Genomic DNA, 24106 nt, shown 5'->3' with positions numbered 1-24106 from the left:
TGCGATGATTGGAACGTTCGATCTCTTCAAGATAGGCATCGGGCCGTCGTCATCGCATACGATGGGACCGATGAAGGCCGCGGCGCTGTTTGCCAGCCAGCTTGCGGAGCGCGGTCTGCTGAAGGATCTCGCGCGCGTGAAGGTCGAGCTGTTCGGCTCGCTGGCCTGGACCGGTCGCGGTCATGGCACCGACAAGGCGGTTGTTCTCGGTCTTGCCGGCAAGTTTCCGGAAACGATCGATCCCGAAGACGCGGAGACGCTGGTCGATGGCGCCCGCGCGGCGGGCACGCTGCGGGTGGCCGAGCGGCGCAATGTCCCGTTCGATTTCGCCAATGACATCGTTTTCGACGGCGTGACCGAGCCGCCAAACCATCCGAATACGCTGGCACTTTCCGCCTTCGATGCGGCCGGTCATGTCCTTCACGGTGAACGCTGGTGCTCCGTCGGCGGCGGCTTTGTCGTTCCGGAAGCGCAGGTCGGCGTCGACGGGATCGTCGAGGACGTTCCCGTCCCGCATCCTTTCAGGTCGGGCAAGCAGCTGCTCGAGATCGGTGCGAAAACCGGTCTGTCGATTGCGCAGATCGTCATGGCCAACGAGATGTCGTCGCTCCCGCCGGAGGAGATCGAGCAGCGGCTCGATCGCATCATCCAGGTGATGATGGACTGCATCGATCGCGGCATGACCAAAGAGGGGCAGCTGCCGGGCGGGCTGAACGTCAAGCGCCGCGCGCCCTCACTGCATCGGCGCCTTGTCGCCGCTGCAAGCTCGAACAGCCGCGCCCAGCATGAGGTGATGGATTGGGTCAGCCTGTATGCGATCGCGGTCAACGAGGAGAATGCGGCGGGCAGCAAGGTGGTGACGGCACCGACCAATGGCGCGGCCGGCATCATCCCGGCCACGCTTCGCTATTTCCGCGACCATTGCCGCGAGGCGTCACCTGAAAACATGCGCGTGTTCCTGCTGACAGCCGCCGCTATCGGCGCGCTGTTCAAAATGAATGCGTCGATTTCCGGCGCGGAAGTCGGCTGCCAGGGCGAGGTCGGCTCGGCCTGTTCGATGGCGGCGGCGGGGCTGGCGGCCGTGCTCGGCGGCACCAATGAGCAGATCGAGAACGCCGCCGAGATCGGTATGGAACACCACCTCGGCATGACCTGCGATCCGATTGGCGGGCTGGTGCAGGTGCCATGCATTGAGCGTAATGCGTTCGGCGCGGTGAAGGCGATCAATGCGGCGTCGCTCGCATTGCAGGGCGACGGCACCCATGTGGTGCCGCTCGACAAGGTGATCGCGACGATGCGCGAGACCGGGCGCGACATGCAATCGAAATACAAGGAGACCTCGTTGGGAGGTCTCGCTGTCAATCTGGCAGAATGTTGAGGGAAGACCATGACCAAAGCCGAACGCGAGGCATTCTTCACAACCGATCTCGCCCAAGCGGACCCGACCATCTCGTCGTCGCTGGCCGGAGAACTCGGCAGGCAGCGTGACGAGATCGAACTGATCGCATCCGAGAACATCGTCTCGCGTGCAGTGCTGCAGGCGCAGGGCTCGGTGCTGACCAACAAATATGCCGAAGGCTATCCCGGCCGACGCTACTATGGCGGCTGTCACTTCGCTGACGAAGTCGAGGAGGTGGCGATCGAGCGCGCCAAGACGCTGTTCGGCTGCAGCTATGCCAATGTGCAGCCGAATTCCGGGAGCCAGGCCAACCAGGCCGTCTTCATGGCGCTGATGAAGCCTGGCGACACCTTCATGGGCCTCGATCTTGCGGCAGGCGGTCATCTCACCCATGGCGCCAAGCCGAACATGTCGGGCAAGTGGTTCAACGTCGTCAGCTATGGCGTTCGCCGCGACGACTGCACCATCGACATGGAGCAGCTTGAGAAGCTGGCAGTGGAGCACAAGCCGAAGGTGATCATCGCCGGTGGCTCGGCCTATTCGCGGTTCTGGGATTTTGCTGCGTTCCGCCGCATCGCGGATGCGGTCGGAGCCTATCTGTTCGTCGATATGGCGCATTTCGCTGGTCTCGTCGCCGGCGGCGCTCATCCGTCGCCGTTCCCGCATGCGCATGTGGTGACCTCGACCACCCACAAGACGCTACGCGGACCGCGCGGTGGATTGATCCTGACCAATGACGAAGACCTCGCCAAGAAGATCAATTCGGCGATTTTTCCGGGACTGCAGGGCGGGCCGCTGATGCATGTCATCGCCGCCAAGGCCGTGTCGTTCGGCGAAGCGCTGCAACCCTCGTTCCGTCAATATGCGGCCGACGTCGTCGCCAATGCGCGCACGCTGGCGGACACGCTCTCAAAGGCCGGCTATCCGATCGTCACCGGCGGCACCGACAACCACCTGATGCTGGTTGATGTCCGGCCAAAGAACCTGAACGGCAAGCTCGCCGAGGCGGCGCTCGGGCGGGCGAACATCACCTGCAACAAGAACGGTATCCCGTTCGATCCGGAGAAGCCGACCATCACGTCGGGCATCCGGCTCGGCTCGCCGGCCGCGACGTCGCGCGGCTTTGGCGTCGGTGAATTCGAAGAAGTCGGCAAGCTCATTGCCGCCGTCCTGGATGCGAATTCCGGCGCCCCAGACCAGGGAGCACCGGAGGTCGAGGCAAAGGCACGTGGCCGCGTCGCCGAGCTGGTTGCGTCGTTCCCGATCTATCGGTCCTGATCAGGCCGCTTGATGGAGCGTGTCGGAGAGGGGCAGGCGGACGGGATATTCATCCAAGGGCTGAATGTTCACGCGCGCCAGCGCCGTGCGCGTCACCGTCCACAAGCCGCAGGCGCCGATCACGGCGATCTTCGAAGACGTCGGCATAAGGCTGAAGCGATATCGCGCCGACAGGCATCGTCGGACCGCGTGATGCAGGCGTCCGCGGATCCCGCTGCGCGGCAGCCACACCAACATGTTTTCACCTCATAGCGATCGCAGCCACGCGATTGATCCCACCACCGAGACAAGCAAGATGACGAAGAAGAACTGGATACTCACCTTCTATTGCCAGGATCGCCCGCGCATCGTGTCGAGCGTCGCGACGGCGATTTCCGATGTCGATAGCAACATCCTGGAAAGCGCGCAGTTCTGGGACCGGACGACCAACCGCCTGTTCATGCGGATTGCTTTTGAGACGCCGGATGCGGTCAGTCGAAGGACACTGGAATCGGTGCTCAAGCCGGTGTTGTCGCGATTCGAGATGAACGCCGTTCTGGTCGATGCAGCGTCGCGTCCCCGGGTGATCATCATGGTCTCCAAGTCGGACCATTGTCTCGAGCAGCTGCTGTATCAGGTTAAAGTCGGCCGGCTGAAAGCCGAGGTCGTCGCGATCGTGTCAAACCACCGTGACTGCGAACCGATCGCCGAGAAGGCGGGGATTCCGTACTACCACTGGCCCGTCAGCAACGAGACCAAAGCAGAGCAAGAGCGGCAACTCTACGAGCTGTATTTGAAGGAAGGCGCCGATCTGGTCATCCTTGCACGTTACATGCAGATCCTGTCGGACGACCTGTCGAGCAAGCTCTATGGTCACGTCATCAACATCCACCATTCCTTCCTGCCGAGCTTCAAGGGCGCGCGGCCCTATCACCAGGCTCACGACAGGGGCGTCAAGATCATCGGCGCTACCGCGCATTACGCGACGCCGGATCTCGATGAGGGCCCGATCATCGAACAGGAAACCGAACGGGTGACGCACGCGTCGTCCTCGGACGATCTTGTCGCCGTTGGGCGCGACATCGAGTCGCGAGTTCTGGCGCGCGCGGTGCGGCTTCATCTCGAGCGTCGTGTCCTTTTGAATGGACGCAGGACGGTGGTGTTCTAGCGCCCGGAAGGCGACGACGAATGCTCGTTTGAAAAGCATAGACAGGCCAAGATTTAATCTTCGGGATGAATTTTGCAGCGCAGCGGAAATCATTGTGTTTGCTACGCAAAACAGTCTCGACGAGCAGCGCGGCGCGCCAACCAAGAACAGGCAGTCGATATTCGGTAGTTATGACGCAATTCTACAAGCAACAGCGCGCGTGCATCCTATCTGCCGTATTCGCGGACCACTAGCGTTGCAGGCTGGATCAACCTGGAAGGATCAGCGATGGGGACGATTAGCAAGCGTGGTTTGGCCGCATTGGCCGTTGCGAGCGTGTTGCCACTGGCCTTTGGCAGTTTCAGCGCGGCCTTCGCCAAGGACAAGGTGAAGATCGCTTTCGTGGGTCCGCTGACCGGCGCTATTTCGCCTCACGGTATTGGCGGACGCAACTCGGCCGAACTGGCCGTGAAGCTGATGAATGCCGAGCCCAACACCAAATATGAGTACGAGCTCGTCGTGCTTGACGACGAGTGCAAGCCCAACGTGGGCGTGCAGGTCGTCACCAAGATCGCGTCCGATCGTTCGATCATTGCCGCGATCCCGCATTACTGTTCCGCTACCGCGATTGCCACCGTCGATATCTTCAATCGCTTCAAGATGCCGATGGTCGTGTGGGCGGCAGTGCTGCCCGAAATTACCTATGCCAAGAAATATCCTGAAGTGCACCGCGTCAGCGGCATCCTGATCGGCCAGAACCGCATCGGCGCGCAGTTCATGAAGGCGCGCGGCTACAAGAAGTTCGTGTCATTCGCCGACTCCACGGACTACGGCAAGTCGATGAACAAGTACTTCACCCAGTTCACGCTCGAGAACGGTAATGAAATCCTGGGCAGCTTCTCGGTCCCGCCGGATCAGCAGGATCTGTCGGCCGAGCTGACCAAGATCAAGGAGCTCAATCCGGAGGTCATCTATTTTGGTGGCCTGACGCCGCTCGGCGCGCGCCTCCGCACGCAGATGGCCAAGTTCGGCATCAACGCGCAGTTGGAGGGCAATTCCGGCATCATGGGCGATGCCTTCGTCAACGCCGCTGGTCCGGAGCTCGCCGAAGGCACGCTGACCTTCTTCGACAGCCCGCCGCTGTCCAAGATGCCGGGCGGCAAGATGTTTGCGGATGCCTACAAGGCTGCCGGCTATTCCGAACCGCCGGAAGCTTATGGACCGTTCGCCTATGTCGCCACCCGTCTGGTCATGGAGACCATCGAGAAGGTCGGGCCGGATCGCGCCAAGGTCACCACCGACCTTGGCGATGTGAAGGACCGTCCGTCCATCGTCGGTCCGGTCACCTTCGACGACCATGGCCAGAACATCACGCCGCTGACCACGAGTTATGTCGTCCAGGACGGCAAGTGGGTGGTCTGGGAAGAAAGCGAATACGTGTCCGGCAAGCGCAAGCTCAAGAACCTGCCGTAAGCGCGGATCGTCGGGACATCCCATGGGTATGATCGGTCAACACCTGCTGAACGGCTTGATGCAAGGAACGATCTATGGCCTCGTCGCCATGGGGTTCACCATCTTCTTCGGCGTCATGAACGTGATCAAGTTCTCGCACGGGGACGTGCTCACGCTCGGCGCCTTCGGAGGCCTCGTCGCCGTCTGGGCGGCGAACGCACTGGGACTGTCGGTGCCGCTGCAGTTCATTGTCGCGCTGTGCGTGGCAATGGCACTGACCGCGGTGGTCGGCGCCGGCATTTCGCATTTCCTCATCATGCCGCTGCGCAATGCGCCGCCGCTCAACATGCTGCTGATGACGATGATGGTCGGTACGGCCATCCGCGAAGCCATCCGGCTGTTCTTTCCGAACGGCACCAATCCGCAGCGCTTTCCGGAGCTGCTGCCGGCCGGAGGCTTCAATATCGGTCCGTCGTTCTTCCGCACGGACGCTATTATTCTGATCATTGCCGGCGCCGCCTCGATCGGTGCCGTTTACTGGATCATCAACCACTCCAAATTCGGCCTCGCGATGCGGGCGGTGGCCGAAGACACCGAAACGGCACGTGTGATGGGGATCAATTTCGGTCGCATCATCCCGCTGACCTTTGCATTGGGCTCCATCACCGCAGGCTTCGCCGGCATGATCTATGCGCTGTATTACAGCGAGATCAATTATAGCATGGGCCTGCTGCTGGCCGTGATCGGCTTCACGGCTGCGATCGTCGGCGGTCTCGGCAATATCTGGGGCGCGATCATCGGCGGCTATCTGTTTGCGGGGCTGCAGACTTTCGTCGTCGCCGCGATGCCGTCGATGAGCGACTACAAGAACGTGTTTGCTTTCGTGCTGATCATCGTCCTCATCACCTGGCGACCGACCGGGCTTCTCGCCGAACGCGGGAGCGAGCGGGTATGACGCCGACCTCTCGGACGCTTGCACGGGGGCCGGTGTGGCCACTGTTTGTCGCTGTGGCCTTCGCTGCAGTGGCGCTCACGGCGCTGGTCCTGATCGAAAACCAGAAATTGCTCGGTGCCGCATTGGCGATCACGGCTGCGGTCTGCTTCTGCGCCGCTCGGTTCGGAGGCGTCGCCGCGACGGAAGTCGCCGCTTCCGAAAATCCCTGGCTGCTGCGCGGCCTGCTCACGTTGGCCTCGCTTGCCGTCATCTTCGTGCTGCGCGACGACAATTTCGGCCTGCTGATGCTGGCAACGGTGCTGATCTACGCGACCATCTGCCTCGGCCTCACTGTGCAGATGGGCTATGCTGGCCTGACCAACTTTGCAGCCGCAGCTTTCGCCGGCACCGGCGGATATACCGCGGCGATGCTGGGGCAGCAGGGCGGTCTGCCCGATGCGCTGGTTCTGGTCTGCGGCGGCTTGGTCGCGGTCTTCATCGGCTCACTGCTCATCCTCCCGGTGCTGCGCACCCGCGGACATTACGGCGCGCTGACGACCATGGCGTTCGGCGTGATGTTTAACGTCTTTCTCGACGCGAATGACTTCTTTGGCGGTCCGCAAGGCCTGAAGCTTCCCGGCATCAATCTGTTCGGCTGGGATTTCACCAATGACATCCACATCTTCGGCCTCGTGCTGTCGTCCTATGTGAACTACGTGATCCTGACCGGTATTCTGACGGCGCTGGCGATGATCTTTGTCGGACTGCTGGATCGCTCATGGGTCGGTGTCTGGTTCGATGTCGTGCGCCTCGACGAGACCGCGGCATCCGTTTTCGGACTGAAGATCGCTTACTGGAAAGTGCTGGCATTCACGCTCGGCAACTTCCTGGCCGGCCTGATGGGGGCGGTCTATGCGAAAATGACGGGGTTCATCGCGCCCGCGAATTTCACATTCGGCGACTCGCTGGTGATGGTGTCCATCGTCATCCTGGGCGGCATCGGCAATCGCTGGGGCGTGTTGCCGGCGGCGCTGATCGTCGTCCTACTGCCCGAAAAGCTCCAGTTCATCCAGGAATACCGGCTCATCTTCTATGCCGTCCTGGTCATTGCGATCCTGACCATGCGCCCGGACGGCCTCGTGGCGCGCCGGGTCCGGAAACTGCACACGGAGGCAAGCGCATGACGAGCTTGTCCAACGACGTGCTGCTCGAGAGCCGCGGCTTGACGGTTCGTTTCGGCGGCCTGTTCGCACTTAATGAGCTGAACATTGACGTCCGCAATGGCGAAGTGCTCGGACTGATCGGGCCGAACGGCTCGGGTAAGACCACGTTTCTCAATGTGATCAGCGGCGTCTATTCCGCTAGTGCCGGCAAGATCTCGCTGGGTGGCATCGACATCACCCGCGAGAAGGCTCACAATATCTCGTCCTATGGACTGTCGCGCACGTTCCAGCGATCGCGCCTGTGTTTGTCGCTGTCGGTGTTCGACAATATTGCGCTGGGTGCGCAGCGAACGCTGAACAATGGCCTTTGGCACAATGTCGTGCAGCGGAAAGCATTCGCTGCGGAAGCGCGGAAGATCGCGGAGGAAGCTCGCGAACTGCTGGGGGTCTTCAATACCGCGTTGCCGGACAAACTGTTCGATCCGGCGATATCGCTCGGTATGATTGATCGGCGCAGGGTTGAGATCTGCCGCGCATTGATAGGCAAGCCAAAGCTTGTGCTGCTCGATGAACCGTCTGCCGGCATGACCCATGACGAGACGGATCAGGTGGTAGATGAAATTCTCGGCATCCGCAAATCGCTCGGCGGGCTCACGATCATCATTGTTGAGCACGAGATGGGCTTGATCGAACGCGTCACCGATCGCTGCGTCGTGCTGAACTACGGCAAGAAGATCTGTGAAGGCAAATTCCGTGATGTCGCGGCCGATCCTGTGGTCCGCGAAGCCTATCTGGGGCAAGCATGAGCGGTCATCTCACTGTCGAGAACATCTTCACCGCTTATGACCGGGCCGACGTGCTGTCCGGCATTTCGATCGACGTGCAGCCGGGCAAGATCACCTGTATTCTGGGCTCCAATGGCGCCGGAAAATCGACGCTGATCCGCTCGATTCTGCGGCTGACGCCGCCGCGTGCCGGCTCCATCGCTTTCGAAGGCAAGACGCTCGATCAGATGGCGACCCATGAGATCGTCGGTCTCAGGATTGCCTGCATTCCCGAAGGGCGTCGGATCTTCGCGAAGATGACAGTCGAAGAGAATCTTCGGGTCGGCGCCTATCTCGTCAATGCGGAGAAGACGGTCAAAGCGCGCCTTGGCAAGGTGTATGAGGTGTTTCCGCGCCTGAAAGAGCGCGCCAAGCAGCTTGCCGGCACCATGTCCGGCGGCGAGCAGGCGATGGTGTCGATCGGCCGCGGAATGATGACGGATCCCAAGCTTTTGATCATCGACGAGCCATCGTTGGGCCTGTCTCCGCTGTTCGTGCAGGAGAACTTCAACATCGTGCGCCGGCTCAACGAAACCGGCGTGACGGTTCTCCTGGTCGAGCAGAACGTCAACCAGACCCTCGCCATCGCCCATTACGGCTATGTGCTGTCGCAAGGCAGGATCATTGTCCAGGGCGACTCCGAGATGCTGGCAAAGAACGAGGAAGTCCAAAGCGCTTACTTCGGTGGAGCGCACTGATCAGAAAGAACGTCGCGCTAGCTGATGGCTGCCGCATCACAACGAAAAGTCAGACTATCATCTGAAAGGAAACGTCATGTCCTCAACCATTCATGAAAACGCCATCGTCGTCGATGGATTGATCATCTCGGACTTCGGGCGTCCGGTCTTCGAGGACATGCGCAAGGGCGGACTGACCGCCGCCAACTGCACCTGCTGCGTCTGGGAAGGCTTCGAAGCCACCATGCGCAATGTGGTCAAGTGGAAGCGCTGGTTCGCAGACAACGACGACATCCTCAAGCAAGTTTACACCACCGCTGACATCCTGAAGGCCAAAGAGGAAGGCAAGACCGGCATCATCCTGGGCTGGCAGAACGTCACCGGTATCGAGGATCAGATCGGCTATCTCGGCCTGTTCAAGGAGCTCGGCGTCGGTATCATCCAGATGGCCTATAACACGCAGAACCTGGTCGGCACCGGCTGCTACGAGTCCAAGGACGGTGGCCTGTCCGACTTCGGCCGCGAGGTCGTCGCCGAGATGAACCGCCTCGGCATCCTCTGCGACCTGTCGCATGTCGGATCGAAGACCAGCGAAGACGTCATCCTCGCCTCCAAGCAGCCGGTTGCCTATTCGCACTGCCTGCCAGCCGGCTTGAAGGAGCATCCGCGCAACAAGTCCGACGAGCAACTGCGCTTCATCGTCGATCACGGCGGCTTTGTGGGCGTCACCATGTTCCCGCCTTTCCTGAAGCGCGGTCCGGCATCGACTGTGGACGATTATGTCGAGGCAATAGAATACGTCATCGATATCTGCGGCGAGAACAGCGTCGGCATAGGCACCGACTTCACGCAGGGCTATGGCCAGGAATTCTTCGACTGGATCACCCATGACAAGGGGTATGGCCGCCGCCTCACCAATTTCGGCGACGTCATCAATCCCGAAGGCATCAAGACTATCGGCGAATGGCCGAATCTCACCGCCGCCATGGAGAAACGCGGCTGGAAGGCCTCACGCATCGAGGCCGTCATTGGCAAGAACTGGATCAATCTCCTGAAGACTGTCTGGGGGGCCTGAGATGGGTAAGCCGCAGGTTGACATCAATGTCGATGACCAGACCGGGCGTTGGTCGGTCGACGCGACCAATATGATCTTGGTGCCGCAGCATTTCTATATGAACAACCACTTCGCCATCGAGGCGGCGGTAGGAGCTGCGGAGCTGGAGCGCATTCTGCGGCCGGCCGGCCATCGCTCGGCCTATTACTGGTGCGAAAAGGAAGCCGAATTCCACGGCATGTCCGGCGTCGATGTGTTCCGCCACTATATGCGCCGCATCACGCAGCGCGGATGGGGCCAGTTTGACGTGCTCGACGTATCGCCGGAAGCAGGGACGGCGACAGTGCGCTTGCGTAATTCGGCAATGGTTGATGGCGAGCGCCGCAACAGTGGTCGCAAGGTGTGTTACATGTTTGCGTCCTGGCTCGAAGGCTCGCTCGAATATGTTGCCGCAAGTGCCGGTCGTGACGTCAGGTTGCGGGCGCAGGAGGTCTATTGCGAGGCTGAAGGCGTGTACGATCATTGTCTGTTCAAGGTCGAGCCGGCTTAATTTGAGCCGGCGAAATCCGTCTGCAACGGTATTGAGACGCGCCTAGCCTGGCTAGGGCAATCAGATCGGCTAAGCATTCAGAAAGTTGCAGTAGACGAGAGGCCTCCGGCAGCGGTGCCGCTGCCTCGTTAGGTGCTGCCGCATTTGGGTCGCCGTGAGTTATCGCGCGAATGATCGTGGGTCTGCGCCGCCAGGGGCGGCTTGCCGTATGAGTATTCCGCGTAGAACCATGATTGGAATCTAACATTTCATGGTGGGCCTCGTAGCGCGTCCACGCAACGACCGCGAGGGTTTCCGCCCTATGGGATTGTCCCGTCTCGGCGCAATCGGTCGATACAAGCGCATTCGATAGGCTTCTCCGAGATTGTCTTGGGAATCTCGTCGAGTACCTTCCGAGGCCGACCGTGTCCCGGCTAACCCGAGCCTTGGTGGACGCGAGTTACCTCGATTACGAACCCGTCAGTGGCAAATATCAGTTGCGTCCGCGCATTCTGACGCTGGTTTTTTCGCTACTGAGCAACATGAAAGTTCTGCCCGTTGCCCACGAACAGTTACAGCGGTTGGCGACCCGTTCGCATGGCCGGACGCGCCGAAGATGATCTATCTCGACCGCTGTCTGGGAGAGGTCATACCGTACTATTTCAGCGTCGGCTCGGCCATCGACATGGCAAGGACGGCGACACGCCCAAGCCTATCTCGCTTCGCTCTTGATGGTGGCAACAAATTCGGCGGTGGTCACGACCTCATGCGCCTACGTCGGCGCATGCACGGCTGCATGCATCGCTATAATTTCCGAAGCATAGCAGAGGGATGCAAGTCAGGCCGCGGGGAATCGTCCTTTCGACCTCCGGGCTGGAGGCATGATGGATGTAGTCGACCAGGCTTGTGTGCCGATCAGTGCCCGCATCAGCGTGGAAGTGGCACACGGGTCAGCGCGCGACTGCAGACGCTCAATCACAATGAACCGACAGAGCCCGATCCTCAAGAAAGCCCCCACGTTCATTGTGGGATATAGCAAGCGCCGCAAGCACTGTCCGGTTGTTGATTTCAAGCTTCTGATAGATGTGATGGAGATGCTGCTTGATGGTGCCATCAGCAATATTCAGCCGTCGCCCAATTTGCTTGTTCGACAACCCTTCAGAGACCAGGCGCATGATTTGACGCTCGCGCTCTGTCAGCACCGTCAGGACACTCTCCGCGATCGCGATATTCTTTTGCTCGGAAGATATAACGTGATTGACCGAGGGGAGCGGCAATAGCCTTTGGCCAGTCGCGATCTCCCGCAAGGATTGCACCAGGGTTTCGAGAGGCACATCCTTCAGGATGACACCGTAGGCGCCAGCCGCGGCCGATAAAGCCAGTTGGCGATCTTCAACCATGGCGCTGAAAAAGACGACCCGCGTTGAAAGCCCCTCGGAATTGGCGATGGTAATGATTTCCAGCCCGGTCAGGCCCGGCATTGCGATGTCGATAACGGCGATGTCCGGCGTTAAATTTCGGATCGCTTCGATACAGCTCATGCCATTGCTACAGCATGCGACAACCTTGAAGCCGTTTTGCGCTTCAAGCACGCTCGTCAAACCTTGCAGAACCACAGGATGGCGGTCTGCGATCACCACACTGGTGCAACGCATGGGCGGTCCTCAGCCTAGCCCCCCAAAAGTTAAACTCCACGCTACCCCCGATATTCCCTTCTTAACCTAATTTTCTGGAGGCTCAAATTCGTTACGCTACATCGCAACGCAACAACGAAAACGCGTCACAACTTTGGGTGGACGTGTCTTAAACTATCACTCAAGGATAGATGACCTATATGACGAAGCACGCACTCCCACTACGGAGTCTGCAGTGATTACCCCGTTTACTATTATGAACGACATCCCTCAGTACCGGCCCATCGCCTATAACTAAAGGTATATAGGGAGATCGAGAATTCGCATCTAACATTCATAAAATCGTCGCAAACGAGAAGGGAGGCTTCTTCAATTCGACGACGAAACGCTTCTACAAAGACATAGTTTCTTGCCGACTGAAAATATTCCAATGCCAAAATTTCTGCCGAAGAAGCGGGGCTTAACCGCCGACAGATCACCAAGAATGAGCTGAATTTCAATCGCTCCGTTTTTTTTAAATCAGTTTGCGTATGGTTGGGAGGGTCGCGATGCGGAGGCAACAATCTTTTTTTACAATTCTCGTTGGGAAAAATACTTTACTCAGAGAAGGTCTTGCCAGGATTTTACGCTCAGCAAATTTTCGTATCCTAGCCTCAGTATCAAGCGTGGATGATTTGCTCCCGGGTCAACCGCAAGCACACCAGCCTCTGCTTCTTATTGCTCACACCGGCGATGATTTTGACGCCGCGATTGAACAAATCGAACTTTTCAGGGACTATCATCCGGGCGGGCGCATTGCGATCGTCGCCGATCATTATCGAATGGACGAACTGGCTTCGGCGTTTCGGGCAGGTGCCAACGGCTACTTTGTCAACGTTATGACCTGCGATGTATTCATAAAATCCATCGAACTGATAATGATGGGTGAAACGATTTTTCCTCCGGAATTTCTATCATCTGTTCTTGCTCCCGAAGGCAGTCACTCAGGCGAGACGGGGTCGCGCGACCAAAACAAGACGCAGGCGATTCTTATCGCGACAGAAGATATGACCACGCCGCAGCTGTCTCCGCGGGAAAAATCAATTTTGCACTGCCTGATTGAAGGCGCCTCCAACAAAAGCATCGCGCGAACGATCCATATCGCCGAGGCAACTGTAAAAGTCCACGTCAAGGCGATCCTTCGCAAGCTCCGAGTCCAGAATCGGACACAGGCCGCGATTTGGGGGATGAACAACGGATCGCTGGCCGAGCCAGCGAACAGCAACTCCCCGCCTTTAGCTGGCGATTCGAAAGGTCGGCTTTCAAATCCCGTTGCGATGATCTCTGAGATCAAGAAAAACGAGACGCCAGTGCCACTGGGTGTGAGCAACCACGAGCCAAATCATATTGAGGTCTCGCGCATCGACGGTCTGATCCGTAAGGGCATCAACGGAAAGATCTGCGGCACGGCACGAATCGGCAAATAGTCAGCGATTGTTGGCGTAGGCGAGCGCTCGATGGTTGTCGGACGGTAGCGCTCTCGCCGGTGAACGATCGGCATAGGTGCGTGGGGCACTGACGATCGCGCGTGCTGTCGTGATGCGATTCCATAAATTATTCCACCGATCTTCGGCGACGGTTAGTGCAATGTCGCTTGCGCGCGTGACGAATGCCGGGCGTCAGTTTCTAACAGGCTTGCTGAAAAGTCGGCTCGTTGCGGCCGTCGTCGTCCTTCCAATCGCAGAGATGTCAATCGCGCCTCGCGATATCACACGCCAGCGATGCAGCCGAAGTCAGGTCCGGTCTATCCCATCCCATCATGCGCTATTGCTAACTGCGGCATTGCCGCTGCAGTACGTGTGCTCGCGTGCAATCCAACTATCCTTCCGACATCTCATGCAAACGCACGAAGACGTGTGGATAGTCAGCGTCTAGTTTTCTCGTCAATGCCATTGCGGTTCGGCCATCAGCGCTAGGTCGGGCCGTCGCGTTGATATGATGAGCGATTGCGCGCTCGAGCAACAGAGGAGGATAATATGAAGGCTGTCATCCAATGCGGCGGAAAGGGAATGCGCTTGCGTCCGCATACATCCATCTTGCCGAAACCGCTTATGCCGATCGGATCGCGGCCCGTACTCGAACTCCTGCTCAAATGGCTTAGACGAAACGGGATCAGAGAAGTCTTCATCACGACTGGATATCTGGGCCACCTTATTCGCAGCGTTTGCGGCGACGGCAATCAGTGGAACATGCAGATCGTTTACACGCAGGAAGTGGAGCCGCTTGGAACGATCGGCCCGCTGTCACTTCTGCGAGAACAACTCGACACGCCGTTTCTGGTCCTCAACGGCGATGTGCTCACGGACCTGAACCTCAGTCAGTTCGTGAGCTGTCATCGACGACACCAAGGTCCCCTCACCATCGCCACCGCCACACGTCCTACCAAGATGGACTTTGGCGTGATCGACGAGACGGGCGGTTGCGTCACCGGATTCCGCGAGAAGCCTGAACTGTCGCATCTCGTGAGCATGGGCATCTATTGCATGGATCCCTCAGTACTGGATCGCATTCCGTCAGGTGTTCCATTCGGCTTCGATGATCTGATGGCCCAGATGCTCGAAGAGGAAATACCCGTGAACGTATTCAAGCACTACGGCATGTGGCTCGATATCGGGCGGGTGGACGACTTCCTCAAGGCTCAGGACATTGCATGGGACGAGCAATCGCCCCCGGCATTCGTGGCAACCGTCGCGGCCTGACGAAGACGCTGCATGTCACGGCTGCTGCTCGTGCAATCTCAAACGTATCGCTGAATCCGGGATTGGAGATGAACACATGCTATTGGTATCAGAGCCAGTCCTGGGTCCGGACGAGCAAACAGCCCTAGCCTCTGTCATCGAGAGCGGCTGGGTCACGATGGGAGACCGGGTCCGGGAGTTCGAACAAGCGTTCGCCCATCTTCATGAGGCCGAGGATTCGATCGCCGTCGGCTCGTGCACGGCAGCCCTTCACCTCATCCTGCACGCGCTTGGCATTGGACCGGGCGACGAAGTTCTCGTTCCATCGCTGACCTTCGTCGCCACGGCCAATAGCGTTCTCTATGTGGGAGCGCGCCCCGTCTTCGTCGATATCGATTCAGCCGAAATTCCGTTGATGTCGCTGGATGATGCTGAAGCCAAATGCACATCGAGAACCAAAGCAATTATTCTCGTCCATTTCGCCGGCTACCTCGCACATCGCGACACCTGGCAGTCCTTCGCTCGTCGCAAGGGCCTGCTCCTGATCGAGGATGCAGCTCATGCGCCCGGACTGCCCGCAGTGGGGACCTTTGGCGAGGCGGCAGCATTCAGCTTCTACGGCAACAAGAACATGACGACCGCCGAGGGGGGCGCCATTATCGCCCGCAGTCGCGCTTTGAGGGAAACCATCAGGCGAGCACGGTCTCATGGCATGACAAGCAGTACGCGACAGCGCCTCACCAGTCGTCGTCCCGATTACGATGTCACGATCCTCGGATTCAACTATCGTATGGACGATTTGCGCGCTGCCGTTGGCCTTGCCCAACTCAAGAAACTTCCGGAATGGAATGACACCAGGCGACGCCTGTCACTGTGCTATCGTCAGTTGATGGCGGAGCATTGCCCAGCGGTGATGATACCCTTCGCGAATCCATGGCCATCGGCGCATCATCTGATGCCAGTCGTCCTGCCGACGGCAACCGATCGGCAGCCCGTGATCGATCGGCTACGCAAGCGTGGCATACAGACTACCATTCACTATCCCGCCGTCCACCACCTGACATTCTACAGAGAACTCTATCCCGATACATTCTTGCCGCGCACCGAGGAATTTGCCCAACGGGAGCTCACGCTGCCGCTGCACCCCCGGATGAACCCGGCTGACGTGGAACAGGTAGTGAATTCCCTTGCGGCCGCACTTGGCACGGAGTTTCCATTAGGGGCAATCGCGTAGCCATGCGCGGGACAGCGAACCAGCTCCTGGCGTCAACTCCTGTTACGCAGGTGGGCTTGCGGCGCGCCCTTGATATTCTGTTTGCCGGTGCTGCGACAGTCGCTCTCGCTCCTCTCTTCCTGATCGTAGCACTTGCTATCTGGATCGAAGGAGGAAGGCCGATTTTGTTCTCGCAACTTCGTCTCGGGCAAAATGGACGACCATTCCGCATGTACAAATTTCGCAAGTTCAGGCCGGATTGCGACCGGCATGGATGTCCGCTCACAATGGAGGGAGACGGCCGCCTGACTAGGATTGGCCGCATCCTTGCCGCGAGCAAGCTGGACGAGTTACCGCAACTATGGAACGTTTTGCGCGGCGACATGGCGCTCGTGGGACCGCGGCCTGAATCGCTCGCATTCTTCGATTGCTTTCACGGTGGGTTCGAGAAGCTTCTCGACCACAAGCCCGGTCTTGTTGGTCCGTGCCAGGTCATGTTTCGACATGAAAGCAAGCTGTATCCCGCTGACGTTGCGGCTGTGGATTTCTATCGACAAGTTCTGTTCCCGACCAAGGCGAAAATCGATCTCGCCTATTTCCCGCGCCGAACACTGGCTTCTGATCTCGGCTGGATTGTTCGTGCGGCCTGGGCAATCGCGGTGGGATCGTGGACCGAATGCACGCCGAAGAATCAACCGAAAGACTCTGAACAACAAACCGGACATTGACGGCCATGAATTACCTTGGTGCCAGAATTCTCGTCACGGGAGCCGACGGTTTCATTGGTTCGCACCTGACTGAAGCGCTTGTTTCGGCAGGAGCCAACGTTACCGCTCTTGCCCAGTACAATTCCTTCGATAGCCATGGTTGGCTGGACGATCTGCCGGATTCGACTCGAAAGAAAGTCAATCTCGTTCGCGGCGACATCCGCGATGCGGCTTTCGTTGGTCGCCTCGTACCCGGCCACGAAATCGTCTTTCATCTCGCGGCACTGATCGCGATCCCCTATTCCTACGTCGCTGCGCAATCCTACGTCGAAACGAACGTGCTCGGCACCTTGAATGTGCTCGAAGCCGCGCGGCAGTACGGCACCGAGCGGGTCATTCACACGTCGACCAGCGAGGTCTATGGCACGGCCATAACAATGCCGATCGATGAAACTCATCCGCTGCAGGGACAATCGCCGTATTCAGCTTCTAAAATAGCCGCGGACATGATGGCAGGGGCCTTTGCGAAGTCGTTCGGCGTACCGGTCGTCGTCCTCAGACCATTCAATACGTTTGGGCCACGACAGAGCGAAAGGGCGATCATCGCCGCCATTATACGGCAAGCGCTCGATCCCTCTTGCCCCGCGATCATGATCGGGGACGCAACGACCGTGCGCGACCTTACATTCGTTGCAGATACGGCAGCCGCGTTCATGGCTGCCGGGCTGGCCGAGGGCATCGAATACGGCCAACCATATAACGCAGGTAGTCAGCGGGCGATCATGATCCGCGACCTGATTGACGTCATCGTCGACCTTACTTCCAGCGACAAGCCTGTGCTTCAGGATGAAAAGCGTCTGCGACCGACAAATTCGGAAGTGCGAGCGTTGCTCGCTGATTGCACCCGCTTCGTCCATGCAACGGGATGGTCACCGCAGGTCACGCTGCGGGAAGGGCTGGAACGGACAGTTGACTGGTGGCGTCATCGCCTTTCGGGAAAGCAAGTCCGGCGGCAGAGGGATTTCATCACATGATGGCCCCGCTGGGTTACGCCCGAGCTCTCCTGTGCTGTGGCGCCCTTGTCTTGCTCGCATCCTCGAGACCCGCCTCAACGGAATCGCTCGCAAACGCCCAATTCCTCCCGGCGCCCGCCATGGATTTGCCTGGCTATCTCGCGCCAGCCGCCGACGCGTCCCTCGGGACGACCTTTGTACGTGTGACCACGCCTGAAAGTCCGATGGGAAACGGCATGGTTTGCAAGCGTTCCTATTGCACCCATCGCTATTCGAGCGCGCAGGCGTGGAACGCCGACCAGAGCCTGCTTTTGATTGTCAACGGCTGCAATGGCCTGTGCTTTCTTGATGGGCACGCCTATGCCCCACTGTTCCGGCGACAGCGCGGGGGTGAATGCGAATGGCATCCACAAGATCCAGAGCTCATGATTTGTGTCGCCGGGCGTCGCATTTCGCTATGGGCGCCGCGAAGCAACGCCGAAGATGTAATTCTTGAGACTGAAGCATATCGCGAGCTTCAATTCGGCCCCTACAAGGGCAATCCCTCATGGGACGGCAACCGTATCGTGGTGCGCGCCATCAGCCAGCAGGGCACGCTTGTCGCATTTGCGATGGATCTTTCGGATCGCCGGAAATTTCCCGACATTGAGCTGGCGCGAATTCCCGGCAAAAACAGTTATTGCGGAATTTCGCCGCTGGGCAAGTACATATTCTGCCAGCAATCTCTCATTGACTTCACAGATCAAGCATTTGTCTTCAGCATTGAGGGCGATCTCCTGCAGAGCTGGACCGAGCATCACCGGCCCGGCCACGGCGACATGACCGTCGATAACGATGGCTATGAAGTTTATGTAGGTATCAGCAAGTCGGCGCCCGACAAGTATCAGGTCATCAAACGGAGACTCCAGGACGGACAGGTCACGGCGCTCGCTCCCTATGGAGAAGCTCAGCATGCATCGATGCGAGCGATACGCCGTCCCGGCTGGGTCTTCATGAGTTATGCCGGCGCCGCGCTCGCTCCCGCCGGCGGTAAGAAAGTGGCCCCGTTCGCTCAGGAAGTTATTGCACTTAAAATCGATGGCAGTGGCGAATTTCGACGTATCGCGCATACGCGCAATGCTCCGTATGACTATTGGAGCGAAACGCACGGCTCACCTTCTCCTGATGGATCGCAAGTCATCTGGTCGAGCAACTGGGGGCAACGAGGCGGGCCGGTGTTTGATTTTGTTTCCCGCATCGACTGGGCTGATCGAGACAGCGGAAACGACTTAGCGCAAGGAGATCGTCATGAAGGGCAACAGGCGCAGTAAGACTTTCAGCTATGTCCCCATTAGCGTCTGGGCAGGGATCATTGTCTTGGCAGGCAGCGACGGTTGCCTTGGAGCTCAATACAGCCTCGCGCCCGGCGATACTGTCGAGGTATCGGTCGGTGGAGCGCCTGAACAGCGCAATAGAGCTCAGATCCAGATTGACGGCACCATTGCTCTTCCCGGGGTCGGTACGGTGCCGGTTGCTGGTCTGACCCCGTCGGAACTTCAGACCCGCATGGAGACGCTGCTGCAGTCCAGGATTCTGCGTCAGCGCTCACCGGATGGGCGCGAGCAGGCGCTCGTCATCAAGCCTGGGGACGTGATCACGAGCGTCGTGGAATATCGACCGATCTACGTCACTGGCGATGTTCTCACGCCCGGACAGTTGGTGTATCGCGCGTCCATGACTGTACGCCAAGCCGTTGCGGTCGCCGGTGGCTTTAGCCTGTTGCGTTCTCGCGGTCAGATCGGTGCCATCGATCCGGCGGATCTGTTGCGCGATTACCAATCCTTGTCGACCGAGTACATCAAAGAGTATATCCACGTGATCCGCACCAATGCGGAACTCCAGGGAAATGATAGCTTCGATCAGAAGATACCCAGCGAAGTATCTTTGCCGGCCTCCGTCATCGAGTCGATCATGCAATCCGAGGCGGCGTCGCTAAAGACCGCGCAAATCGACTATCGCAAGGAACGAAGCTTTCTGGAGGATGCAGTCAGACAATCGGATGCCCAGCTCGTAACCCTCAGGAAGCAGCAGGACGGTGAGGAAAAGGGTGTTCAGGCCGATGAGGATGAGCTGGATCGGGTAGCCAAGTTGTTTGGCGCAGGATCATTGCCAAGCCCCCGTGTTACGGAAAGCCGACGCGCTCTTCTGTTGTCGTCGACAAGGCGTCTTCAGACGACGGTCGAAGTCATGCGGCTGCAACGTCAGCGCGACGAGTTCTTGCGCCAGATCGAGCGGGTCGCCAATCAGCGAACCATCAATCTGTTGCGCGAGTTGAAGGATTCAACCGTTCGCATGGCGGACTTACGGGTTAAATTGCAGGCGTTGAGTCAAAAATTGCAGCCTGTCGGTGGTGTGGGAGCACTACCTGTCGGAACCAGCGATCTCCGAGCAGAGGTAACGATCGCGCGAAAGGTCGGCCAGCAGTGGAACAGGATCGTTGCATCAGTTGATTTCGATGTAGAGCCGGGAGATGTGGTCGAAGTTTCGCTGCGCCCTTCGGGAGTAGCCAGCGCATCCAATTGAGCCATTGGCACAAGCGGGGGTACCCACAAAGGATACCGCGTTAACGACCTCTGGCCGGATGCCTGCACAAAACTGCGCGCTGAGGCGCGCATCGCTTTTCCAGCCGACATTTCCTCCATGTCATTCAGACCACTAGAGGCCCCACGAACAGTAGACCGCCTCAGCCAAATGTGCAGTCGGGTTACCCCAATTTGAACATTTACATGGCTCGTCGAAATTGGAATGCTTTGCCTCCGATCAAGCCTTGTCATTCGATCGAAGTAGTAGGCGAAGGGAATGACGAAATGTTGAATTTGAACCAGAGTGCCACATTGCCCGGCGCAATTGCATCGCTTCATCCCTGCAGGGAATCCATCTTCAACATTTCGAATCGCGCTCCCGCTATCCGGCCAGACGCTGATCCAGGCAAGAAGCCCGACCTTGGCGAACAGCGTGACGTCCTACACGCAGTTCTGGCGCGTATTGGCTGCGGGCAAGTTCTACTCAAACGTGGCTGCGTGCTTGACGTGAGCGCAATCGGACGTGCGATATTGGAACGCGAAGGCAACCTCACCACCAGCCCTGAAACACTCTACGGCGCCGTCAAGCAGCTGGTGAACCGCGCGGGGGCCCAAATTCCTGTTGGCTCGACATCATGGCTCGCGACTTCCTTCAAGGAGGGCGTCACCAGCCTTGTAAGCCAGATGGTCAATGTTTGGACGGATGAAACCAGCACCATCATTCTGCTCGATCTCGACGCTCATCCAGAGCCGACGCCCCAGGCGCTCCGGTGTTTGTTCGGCTTCACAGCCGCGGAAACCCAGCTTGCAGTCGAATTGGCGCGCGGCCATAACTTACTTGATATTGCTCGCGCCCGACGGCTGAGCCGGACGACGATCCGCTCACATCTGGCCTCCCTGTTCGTCAAGACACAGACACGGCGGCAGGCGGAGCTGGTTGCATTACTCGGGCGTGTCGCCGTCCTGCCTTCTCCCGGTAATTGAGTCTGACGATAGGCAACCCAGGCGAGCCTCCTTGTTCATTCGGGCATAAACACAGCGGCAAGTGAAACGGCTCGCCGAGCGGCCCGCTTTGCTCCGACGTTTGAACTGAGTCCGGATCTGACGACGCGACGCTTCAGCTTGCGTACATCATGCCAAACGCGCTTCGGAGTAATCCTCGTGGTGTCGATGTCTCAATTCTTCAGGATCGCCGAATATTTCCGACGCAGCCGTCATTCGAACGAATGAAGACACTTTGTGATCGCCTCGTAAGCTCACATCGTCCGCTCATACGCGAGGACATCGAAATTCATCTGTAGCCGATTCTCCGGATCGACTGAGCTGCATTCCGATTGCGACCGAAAGGATTAGCATGACGTTGCATGTGCTTTGTGTGGGAGGCGAGGATCATGCCCTGCGGATCCCATTTCTGGCAGCTTTGCGCAGTCGTGGCTTTCGGGTGAGCGCTGCCGGTACTGGCGCTGCACTCCCGTTCTCAAATAGCGGCATCGAGTATCATCGCTATGACTTCAATAGATTCGGCGCACGGGTTGCTGACCGCCTAGCTGTCGGCCAACTCTCTCAGCTTGTGCGTGGCATTCGACCGGACGTTGTTCAAACGTTCGATACCAAACCAAATCTGCTTGCCCCTCTTGCGGTGAGAGGCGCAATCCCCATTGTGCGCACCATCAACGGAATGGGTTGGGTATTCTCCTCGGCGCAGCTGAAAGCTCTTGCATTCAGGCCAGCCTACCTGGCGCTGCAGCGGTTGGCTGCCTGCTGGACCTCGGCAACGGTATTTCAAAACAAGGAGGATGGCGACTTTTTCCGCCGCTATCGTCTGCTTGGCAACAGCCCCGCTGTACTGATCGGAAGTTCGGGAATCGATATCGACGCTTTCGACACAGCGCGGGCTCAGGCGCCGTCCACCGCACAACTTCGTACAGAACTCGGACTCGGTGACGACGAAGTCGTCATGACTGTGAGCCGACTGACCGTACAAAAGGGCATACCCACGCTTCTGGATGCGGCGGCGATTGTCCGCGAAGCGCGACCTGGCGTTCGTTTCTTGCTTGTCGGTCCAAGGGAGAGCGAAGGTCCTTTTGCCGTGGATCAGGCTTTGATTGATCGATATGCGCCACACGTAATCGCTCTCGGTGCGCGATCCGACGTTCCTGCGCTTCTCGGAATCGCGAATGTCTTTGCCTTCCCGACGGAGTATCGCGAAGGAATTCCCCGTGTTCTGCTGGAAGCAGGATTGGCGGGTGTGCCTATTGTCGCCACGCGTATGCCAGGCTGCGGCGATGTTGTGGTGGAGAACTGCAATGGCCATCTGGTGCCGCCCCGGGACCCGCGTGCGCTCGCTGCAGCCATTCTCGATCTTCTCCAGGATCCTGCCCGCGCAAAGAGCATGGGACAGCGCTCGATCGCACTCGTGCGCCGTGAATTCGACCTGAACGTCGTGGCTGACCGCTACGCCGATCTTTACAGGAAGCTGATTCTCACCGGGAGGCGAAGCGAAGATCCGGCTGTTTTATCTCGCGACATCCATGAAGATCGAAGGGTTAGCCAGCACGGCGGGAAATCACCATGATCGCCAATGCGCTTCTCTCTTTTGGCATCGTACTTACGACAGCTTCACAGCTGCGCCTGCCCGGAATTCCGCTGGGTGTTGGCGAAGTCTGTCTCGTCCTGTGGCTTGCCTTCGTCTCATTGCGGGTCGTCGTTACTGGCCAGTTTTACAACGCGACAGCTTTGCTCCGAATCGGTGCTTTTTGGGCCTGTCTTGCACTCGCCCTGAGCGTGGGGACATGCGTGGCCTATCTGAGCCAGGAGCTGGACCTTCCTTCGATGTTGCATGACACCTTCGCGTATTTGTTAGTGGCAACTTTGACCTGCCTCATCGTCGCAACGATGGAAGCCAACGTTGCCCTACGCCAAACCCAATGGTTCCTGATCGCTTTCTGGAACATCGCACTGGTCCTTCAGATCGCTGCGGGCTGGTCCATCATCAGCCTGCCGTCGGTCGATCCATGGTACTGGGATCGATTTCGAGGCTGGGCGGAGAATCCCAATCAGATCGCTCTCTATTGCGCCGTTTTGACGCCGCTGTCTCTCAGCCTTGCCCTATCGGCTAAAGGGTTTGGCCGCATAGCGGGATCATTCAGTTGCCTGCTAACCTTCGCCGTCGGGCGCCTGACCAAAAGCGATACATTTCTTGTTGCGATGGTGATTGCCACCGCGATCTTTTCTGTGCTGCGTTTGCGCAGTTGGCTGACCTCGCCACAGCACAGGCTAAATTTCCGGTCGGTGGTCGCGGTTCTGGTCATCGCCGCCGCCGTCCCTCTGGCGCTCGCATTAGCACCGTATGCCGTTGCGACCGCCGATGAGTTTGAAGGTCTGGCAATCAGTTTGGCCAAGGACCGTGGCGGCGAGGCAACGAAGCGCACCGCGTCCCTGCGACTGCAACTCTGGGAAGATGCGCTCCATCGAGGGCTGGAAACCGGATCGCTGGGGCTGGGGCCAGGCCCACATCTTGAGAAGCCGAACGTTGCCAACAACAAGTTGCTTCCAACTCCTTTCGAAGCCCACAGCACACTGCTTGACATGTTTACGCAAGGTGGGCTGCTCGGCGTGATCGCCGTTTGCGGCCTCTTCGCAGGCACGTTCATGCTCATGTTCCGCGCAAAGCTCGATGCCCTGGCAGCATTGTTCGTTGCGCTGGCCATTTTCAGCATCAGCCATTTCATCTTGCGTCATCCCATCGTGTGGTTCGCGTTTGCTCTCAGCCTGATCCTCGGATCGGCGCCCACCCCGTCGCCGCACACGCGTATCGGAAGCTAG

General features: G+C 58.6%; 21 protein-coding genes and 1 pseudogene. 21 read left to right on the top strand and 1 reads right to left on the bottom strand.

The annotated features are described in order from the left end of the window. The first annotated feature begins 4 nt into the window (after window positions 1-4). From A4A58_RS26405 to A4A58_RS26355, 11 genes and pseudogenes are all read left to right on the top strand, one after another. Entirely contained in the window at window positions 5-1378 is a 1374-nt protein-coding gene (locus A4A58_RS26405) for an L-serine ammonia-lyase (protein ID WP_068737802.1), read from the top strand. Between the two features lie 9 nt (window positions 1379-1387). Continuing rightward, a complete protein-coding gene (glyA, locus tag A4A58_RS26400; RefSeq protein ID WP_068737800.1) occupies window positions 1388-2677 on the top strand; it encodes a serine hydroxymethyltransferase in 1290 nt (429 codons plus the stop codon). Window positions 2678-2744: 67 nt separating this feature from the next. Continuing rightward, window positions 2745-2870 (top strand): annotated as a pseudogene (locus A4A58_RS31870) (dihydroneopterin aldolase); the annotation flags it as partial. 102 nt (window positions 2871-2972) lie between these two features. Further along, window positions 2973-3824 (top strand): formyltetrahydrofolate deformylase, encoded by an 852-nt coding sequence (gene purU / locus A4A58_RS26390; protein ID WP_068738008.1) that lies wholly within the window; start codon window positions 2973-2975, stop codon window positions 3822-3824. A gap of 267 nt (window positions 3825-4091) precedes the next feature. Then, entirely contained in the window at window positions 4092-5276 is a 1185-nt protein-coding gene (locus A4A58_RS26385; protein ID WP_068737797.1) for a branched-chain amino acid ABC transporter substrate-binding protein, read from the top strand. 28 nt (window positions 5277-5304) lie between these two features. After that, window positions 5305-6210 carry a branched-chain amino acid ABC transporter permease gene (locus tag A4A58_RS26380; protein ID WP_244499877.1) on the top strand — a complete coding sequence of 302 codons (906 nt, stop codon included), beginning with the start codon at window positions 5305-5307 and terminating at the stop codon, window positions 6208-6210. Beyond that, complete coding sequence (locus tag A4A58_RS26375; RefSeq protein WP_068737794.1) at window positions 6207-7373, top strand: branched-chain amino acid ABC transporter permease; 1167 nt, start codon at window positions 6207-6209, stop codon at window positions 7371-7373. Before A4A58_RS26380 ends, A4A58_RS26375 begins: the two co-directional genes overlap by 4 nt. After that, window positions 7370-8158 carry an ABC transporter ATP-binding protein gene (locus A4A58_RS26370; RefSeq protein WP_068737793.1) on the top strand — a complete coding sequence of 263 codons (789 nt, stop codon included), beginning with the start codon at window positions 7370-7372 and terminating at the stop codon, window positions 8156-8158. Before A4A58_RS26375 ends, A4A58_RS26370 begins: the two co-directional genes overlap by 4 nt. Then, the gene (locus A4A58_RS26365; protein ID WP_068737792.1) at window positions 8155-8874 is read left to right on the top strand and encodes an ABC transporter ATP-binding protein; all 720 of its coding nucleotides are present in this window, start codon (window positions 8155-8157) and stop codon (window positions 8872-8874) included. The genes A4A58_RS26370 and A4A58_RS26365 overlap by 4 nt, the downstream gene beginning before the upstream one ends. Before the next feature lie 76 nt (window positions 8875-8950). Continuing rightward, window positions 8951-9928 (top strand): dipeptidase, encoded by a 978-nt coding sequence (locus tag A4A58_RS26360; RefSeq protein ID WP_068737791.1) that lies wholly within the window; start codon window positions 8951-8953, stop codon window positions 9926-9928. 1 nt (window position 9929) lies between these two features. Continuing rightward, window positions 9930-10457, top strand: coding sequence for a 4-vinyl reductase (locus tag A4A58_RS26355; protein ID WP_068737790.1), 528 nt, complete (start codon window positions 9930-9932; stop codon window positions 10455-10457). A 950-nt stretch (window positions 10458-11407) separates the two neighbouring features. Here A4A58_RS26355 and A4A58_RS26350 read toward each other — a convergent pair. Then, window positions 11408-12091: a LuxR C-terminal-related transcriptional regulator gene (locus A4A58_RS26350; protein ID WP_068737789.1), complete on the bottom strand. Its 684-nt coding sequence runs from the start codon at window positions 12089-12091 to the stop codon at window positions 11408-11410. Between the two features lie 644 nt (window positions 12092-12735). Here A4A58_RS26350 and A4A58_RS26345 point away from each other — a divergent pair. The 10 genes from A4A58_RS26345 to A4A58_RS26300 all read left to right on the top strand — a co-directional run bounded on the left by A4A58_RS26345 (window position 12736) and on the right by A4A58_RS26300 (window position 24106). Next, on the top strand, window positions 12736-13536 hold the full coding sequence (locus tag A4A58_RS26345) for a LuxR C-terminal-related transcriptional regulator (protein WP_244499876.1): 801 nt from the start codon (window positions 12736-12738) through the stop codon (window positions 13534-13536). Between the two features lie 549 nt (window positions 13537-14085). Next, a complete protein-coding gene (locus tag A4A58_RS26340) occupies window positions 14086-14808 on the top strand; it encodes a sugar phosphate nucleotidyltransferase (protein ID WP_068737788.1) in 723 nt (240 codons plus the stop codon). 76 nt (window positions 14809-14884) lie between these two features. Then, the gene (locus A4A58_RS26335) at window positions 14885-16021 is read left to right on the top strand and encodes a DegT/DnrJ/EryC1/StrS family aminotransferase (RefSeq protein ID WP_068737787.1); all 1137 of its coding nucleotides are present in this window, start codon (window positions 14885-14887) and stop codon (window positions 16019-16021) included. Window positions 16022-16071: 50 nt separating this feature from the next. Further along, on the top strand, window positions 16072-16728 hold the full coding sequence (locus A4A58_RS26330; RefSeq protein ID WP_244499880.1) for a sugar transferase: 657 nt from the start codon (window positions 16072-16074) through the stop codon (window positions 16726-16728). Window positions 16729-16733: 5 nt separating this feature from the next. Beyond that, window positions 16734-17741, top strand: coding sequence for an SDR family NAD(P)-dependent oxidoreductase (locus A4A58_RS26325; protein WP_068737786.1), 1008 nt, complete (start codon window positions 16734-16736; stop codon window positions 17739-17741). A gap of 119 nt (window positions 17742-17860) precedes the next feature. Further along, window positions 17861-19030: a hypothetical protein gene (locus tag A4A58_RS26320; protein WP_349509592.1), complete on the top strand. Its 1170-nt coding sequence runs from the start codon at window positions 17861-17863 to the stop codon at window positions 19028-19030. Beyond that, entirely contained in the window at window positions 19008-20282 is a 1275-nt protein-coding gene (locus tag A4A58_RS26315) for a polysaccharide biosynthesis/export family protein (RefSeq protein WP_068737784.1), read from the top strand. The genes A4A58_RS26320 and A4A58_RS26315 overlap by 23 nt, the downstream gene beginning before the upstream one ends. Window positions 20283-20485: 203 nt before the next feature. Continuing rightward, window positions 20486-21265 carry a helix-turn-helix transcriptional regulator gene (locus A4A58_RS26310; protein ID WP_139069951.1) on the top strand — a complete coding sequence of 260 codons (780 nt, stop codon included), beginning with the start codon at window positions 20486-20488 and terminating at the stop codon, window positions 21263-21265. 370 nt (window positions 21266-21635) lie between these two features. Next, a complete protein-coding gene (locus A4A58_RS26305) occupies window positions 21636-22856 on the top strand; it encodes a glycosyltransferase (RefSeq protein ID WP_068737780.1) in 1221 nt (406 codons plus the stop codon). Further along, window positions 22853-24106: an O-antigen ligase family protein gene (locus tag A4A58_RS26300; protein WP_068737778.1), complete on the top strand. Its 1254-nt coding sequence runs from the start codon at window positions 22853-22855 to the stop codon at window positions 24104-24106. Before A4A58_RS26305 ends, A4A58_RS26300 begins: the two co-directional genes overlap by 4 nt.

It is taken from the genome of Tardiphaga robiniae (assembly GCF_001618955.1).
Classification (GTDB): Bacteria; Pseudomonadota; Alphaproteobacteria; order Rhizobiales; family Xanthobacteraceae; genus Tardiphaga; species Tardiphaga robiniae_A.
This window is presented reverse-complemented; position numbering and strand designations above follow the sequence as displayed.

Bases quoted from the DNA above. Each gene is read 5' to 3' on its own strand.
- A4A58_RS26405 (WP_068737802.1), top strand. From the start codon at position 5: ATGATTGGAACGTTCGATCTCTTCAAGATAGGCATCGGGCCGTCGTCA.
- glyA (WP_068737800.1), top strand. From the start codon at position 1,388: ATGACCAAAGCCGAACGCGAGGCATTCTTCACAACCGATCTCGCCCAA.
- purU (WP_068738008.1), top strand. From the start codon at position 2,973: ATGACGAAGAAGAACTGGATACTCACCTTCTATTGCCAGGATCGCCCG.
- A4A58_RS26385 (WP_068737797.1), top strand. From the start codon at position 4,092: ATGGGGACGATTAGCAAGCGTGGTTTGGCCGCATTGGCCGTTGCGAGC.
- A4A58_RS26380 (WP_244499877.1), top strand. From the start codon at position 5,305: ATGATCGGTCAACACCTGCTGAACGGCTTGATGCAAGGAACGATCTAT.
- A4A58_RS26375 (WP_068737794.1), top strand. From the start codon at position 6,207: ATGACGCCGACCTCTCGGACGCTTGCACGGGGGCCGGTGTGGCCACTG.
- A4A58_RS26370 (WP_068737793.1), top strand. From the start codon at position 7,370: ATGACGAGCTTGTCCAACGACGTGCTGCTCGAGAGCCGCGGCTTGACG.
- A4A58_RS26365 (WP_068737792.1), top strand. From the start codon at position 8,155: ATGAGCGGTCATCTCACTGTCGAGAACATCTTCACCGCTTATGACCGG.
- A4A58_RS26360 (WP_068737791.1), top strand. From the start codon at position 8,951: ATGTCCTCAACCATTCATGAAAACGCCATCGTCGTCGATGGATTGATC.
- A4A58_RS26355 (WP_068737790.1), top strand. From the start codon at position 9,930: ATGGGTAAGCCGCAGGTTGACATCAATGTCGATGACCAGACCGGGCGT.
- A4A58_RS26350 (WP_068737789.1), bottom strand. From the start codon at position 12,091: ATGCGTTGCACCAGTGTGGTGATCGCAGACCGCCATCCTGTGGTTCTG.
- A4A58_RS26340 (WP_068737788.1), top strand. From the start codon at position 14,086: ATGAAGGCTGTCATCCAATGCGGCGGAAAGGGAATGCGCTTGCGTCCG.
- A4A58_RS26335 (WP_068737787.1), top strand. From the start codon at position 14,885: ATGCTATTGGTATCAGAGCCAGTCCTGGGTCCGGACGAGCAAACAGCC.
- A4A58_RS26325 (WP_068737786.1), top strand. From the start codon at position 16,734: ATGAATTACCTTGGTGCCAGAATTCTCGTCACGGGAGCCGACGGTTTC.
- A4A58_RS26320 (WP_349509592.1), top strand. From the start codon at position 17,861: ATGGATTTGCCTGGCTATCTCGCGCCAGCCGCCGACGCGTCCCTCGGG.
- A4A58_RS26315 (WP_068737784.1), top strand. From the start codon at position 19,008: ATGAAGGGCAACAGGCGCAGTAAGACTTTCAGCTATGTCCCCATTAGC.
- A4A58_RS26310 (WP_139069951.1), top strand. From the start codon at position 20,486: ATGGCTCGTCGAAATTGGAATGCTTTGCCTCCGATCAAGCCTTGTCAT.
- A4A58_RS26305 (WP_068737780.1), top strand. From the start codon at position 21,636: ATGACGTTGCATGTGCTTTGTGTGGGAGGCGAGGATCATGCCCTGCGG.
- A4A58_RS26300 (WP_068737778.1), top strand. From the start codon at position 22,853: ATGATCGCCAATGCGCTTCTCTCTTTTGGCATCGTACTTACGACAGCT.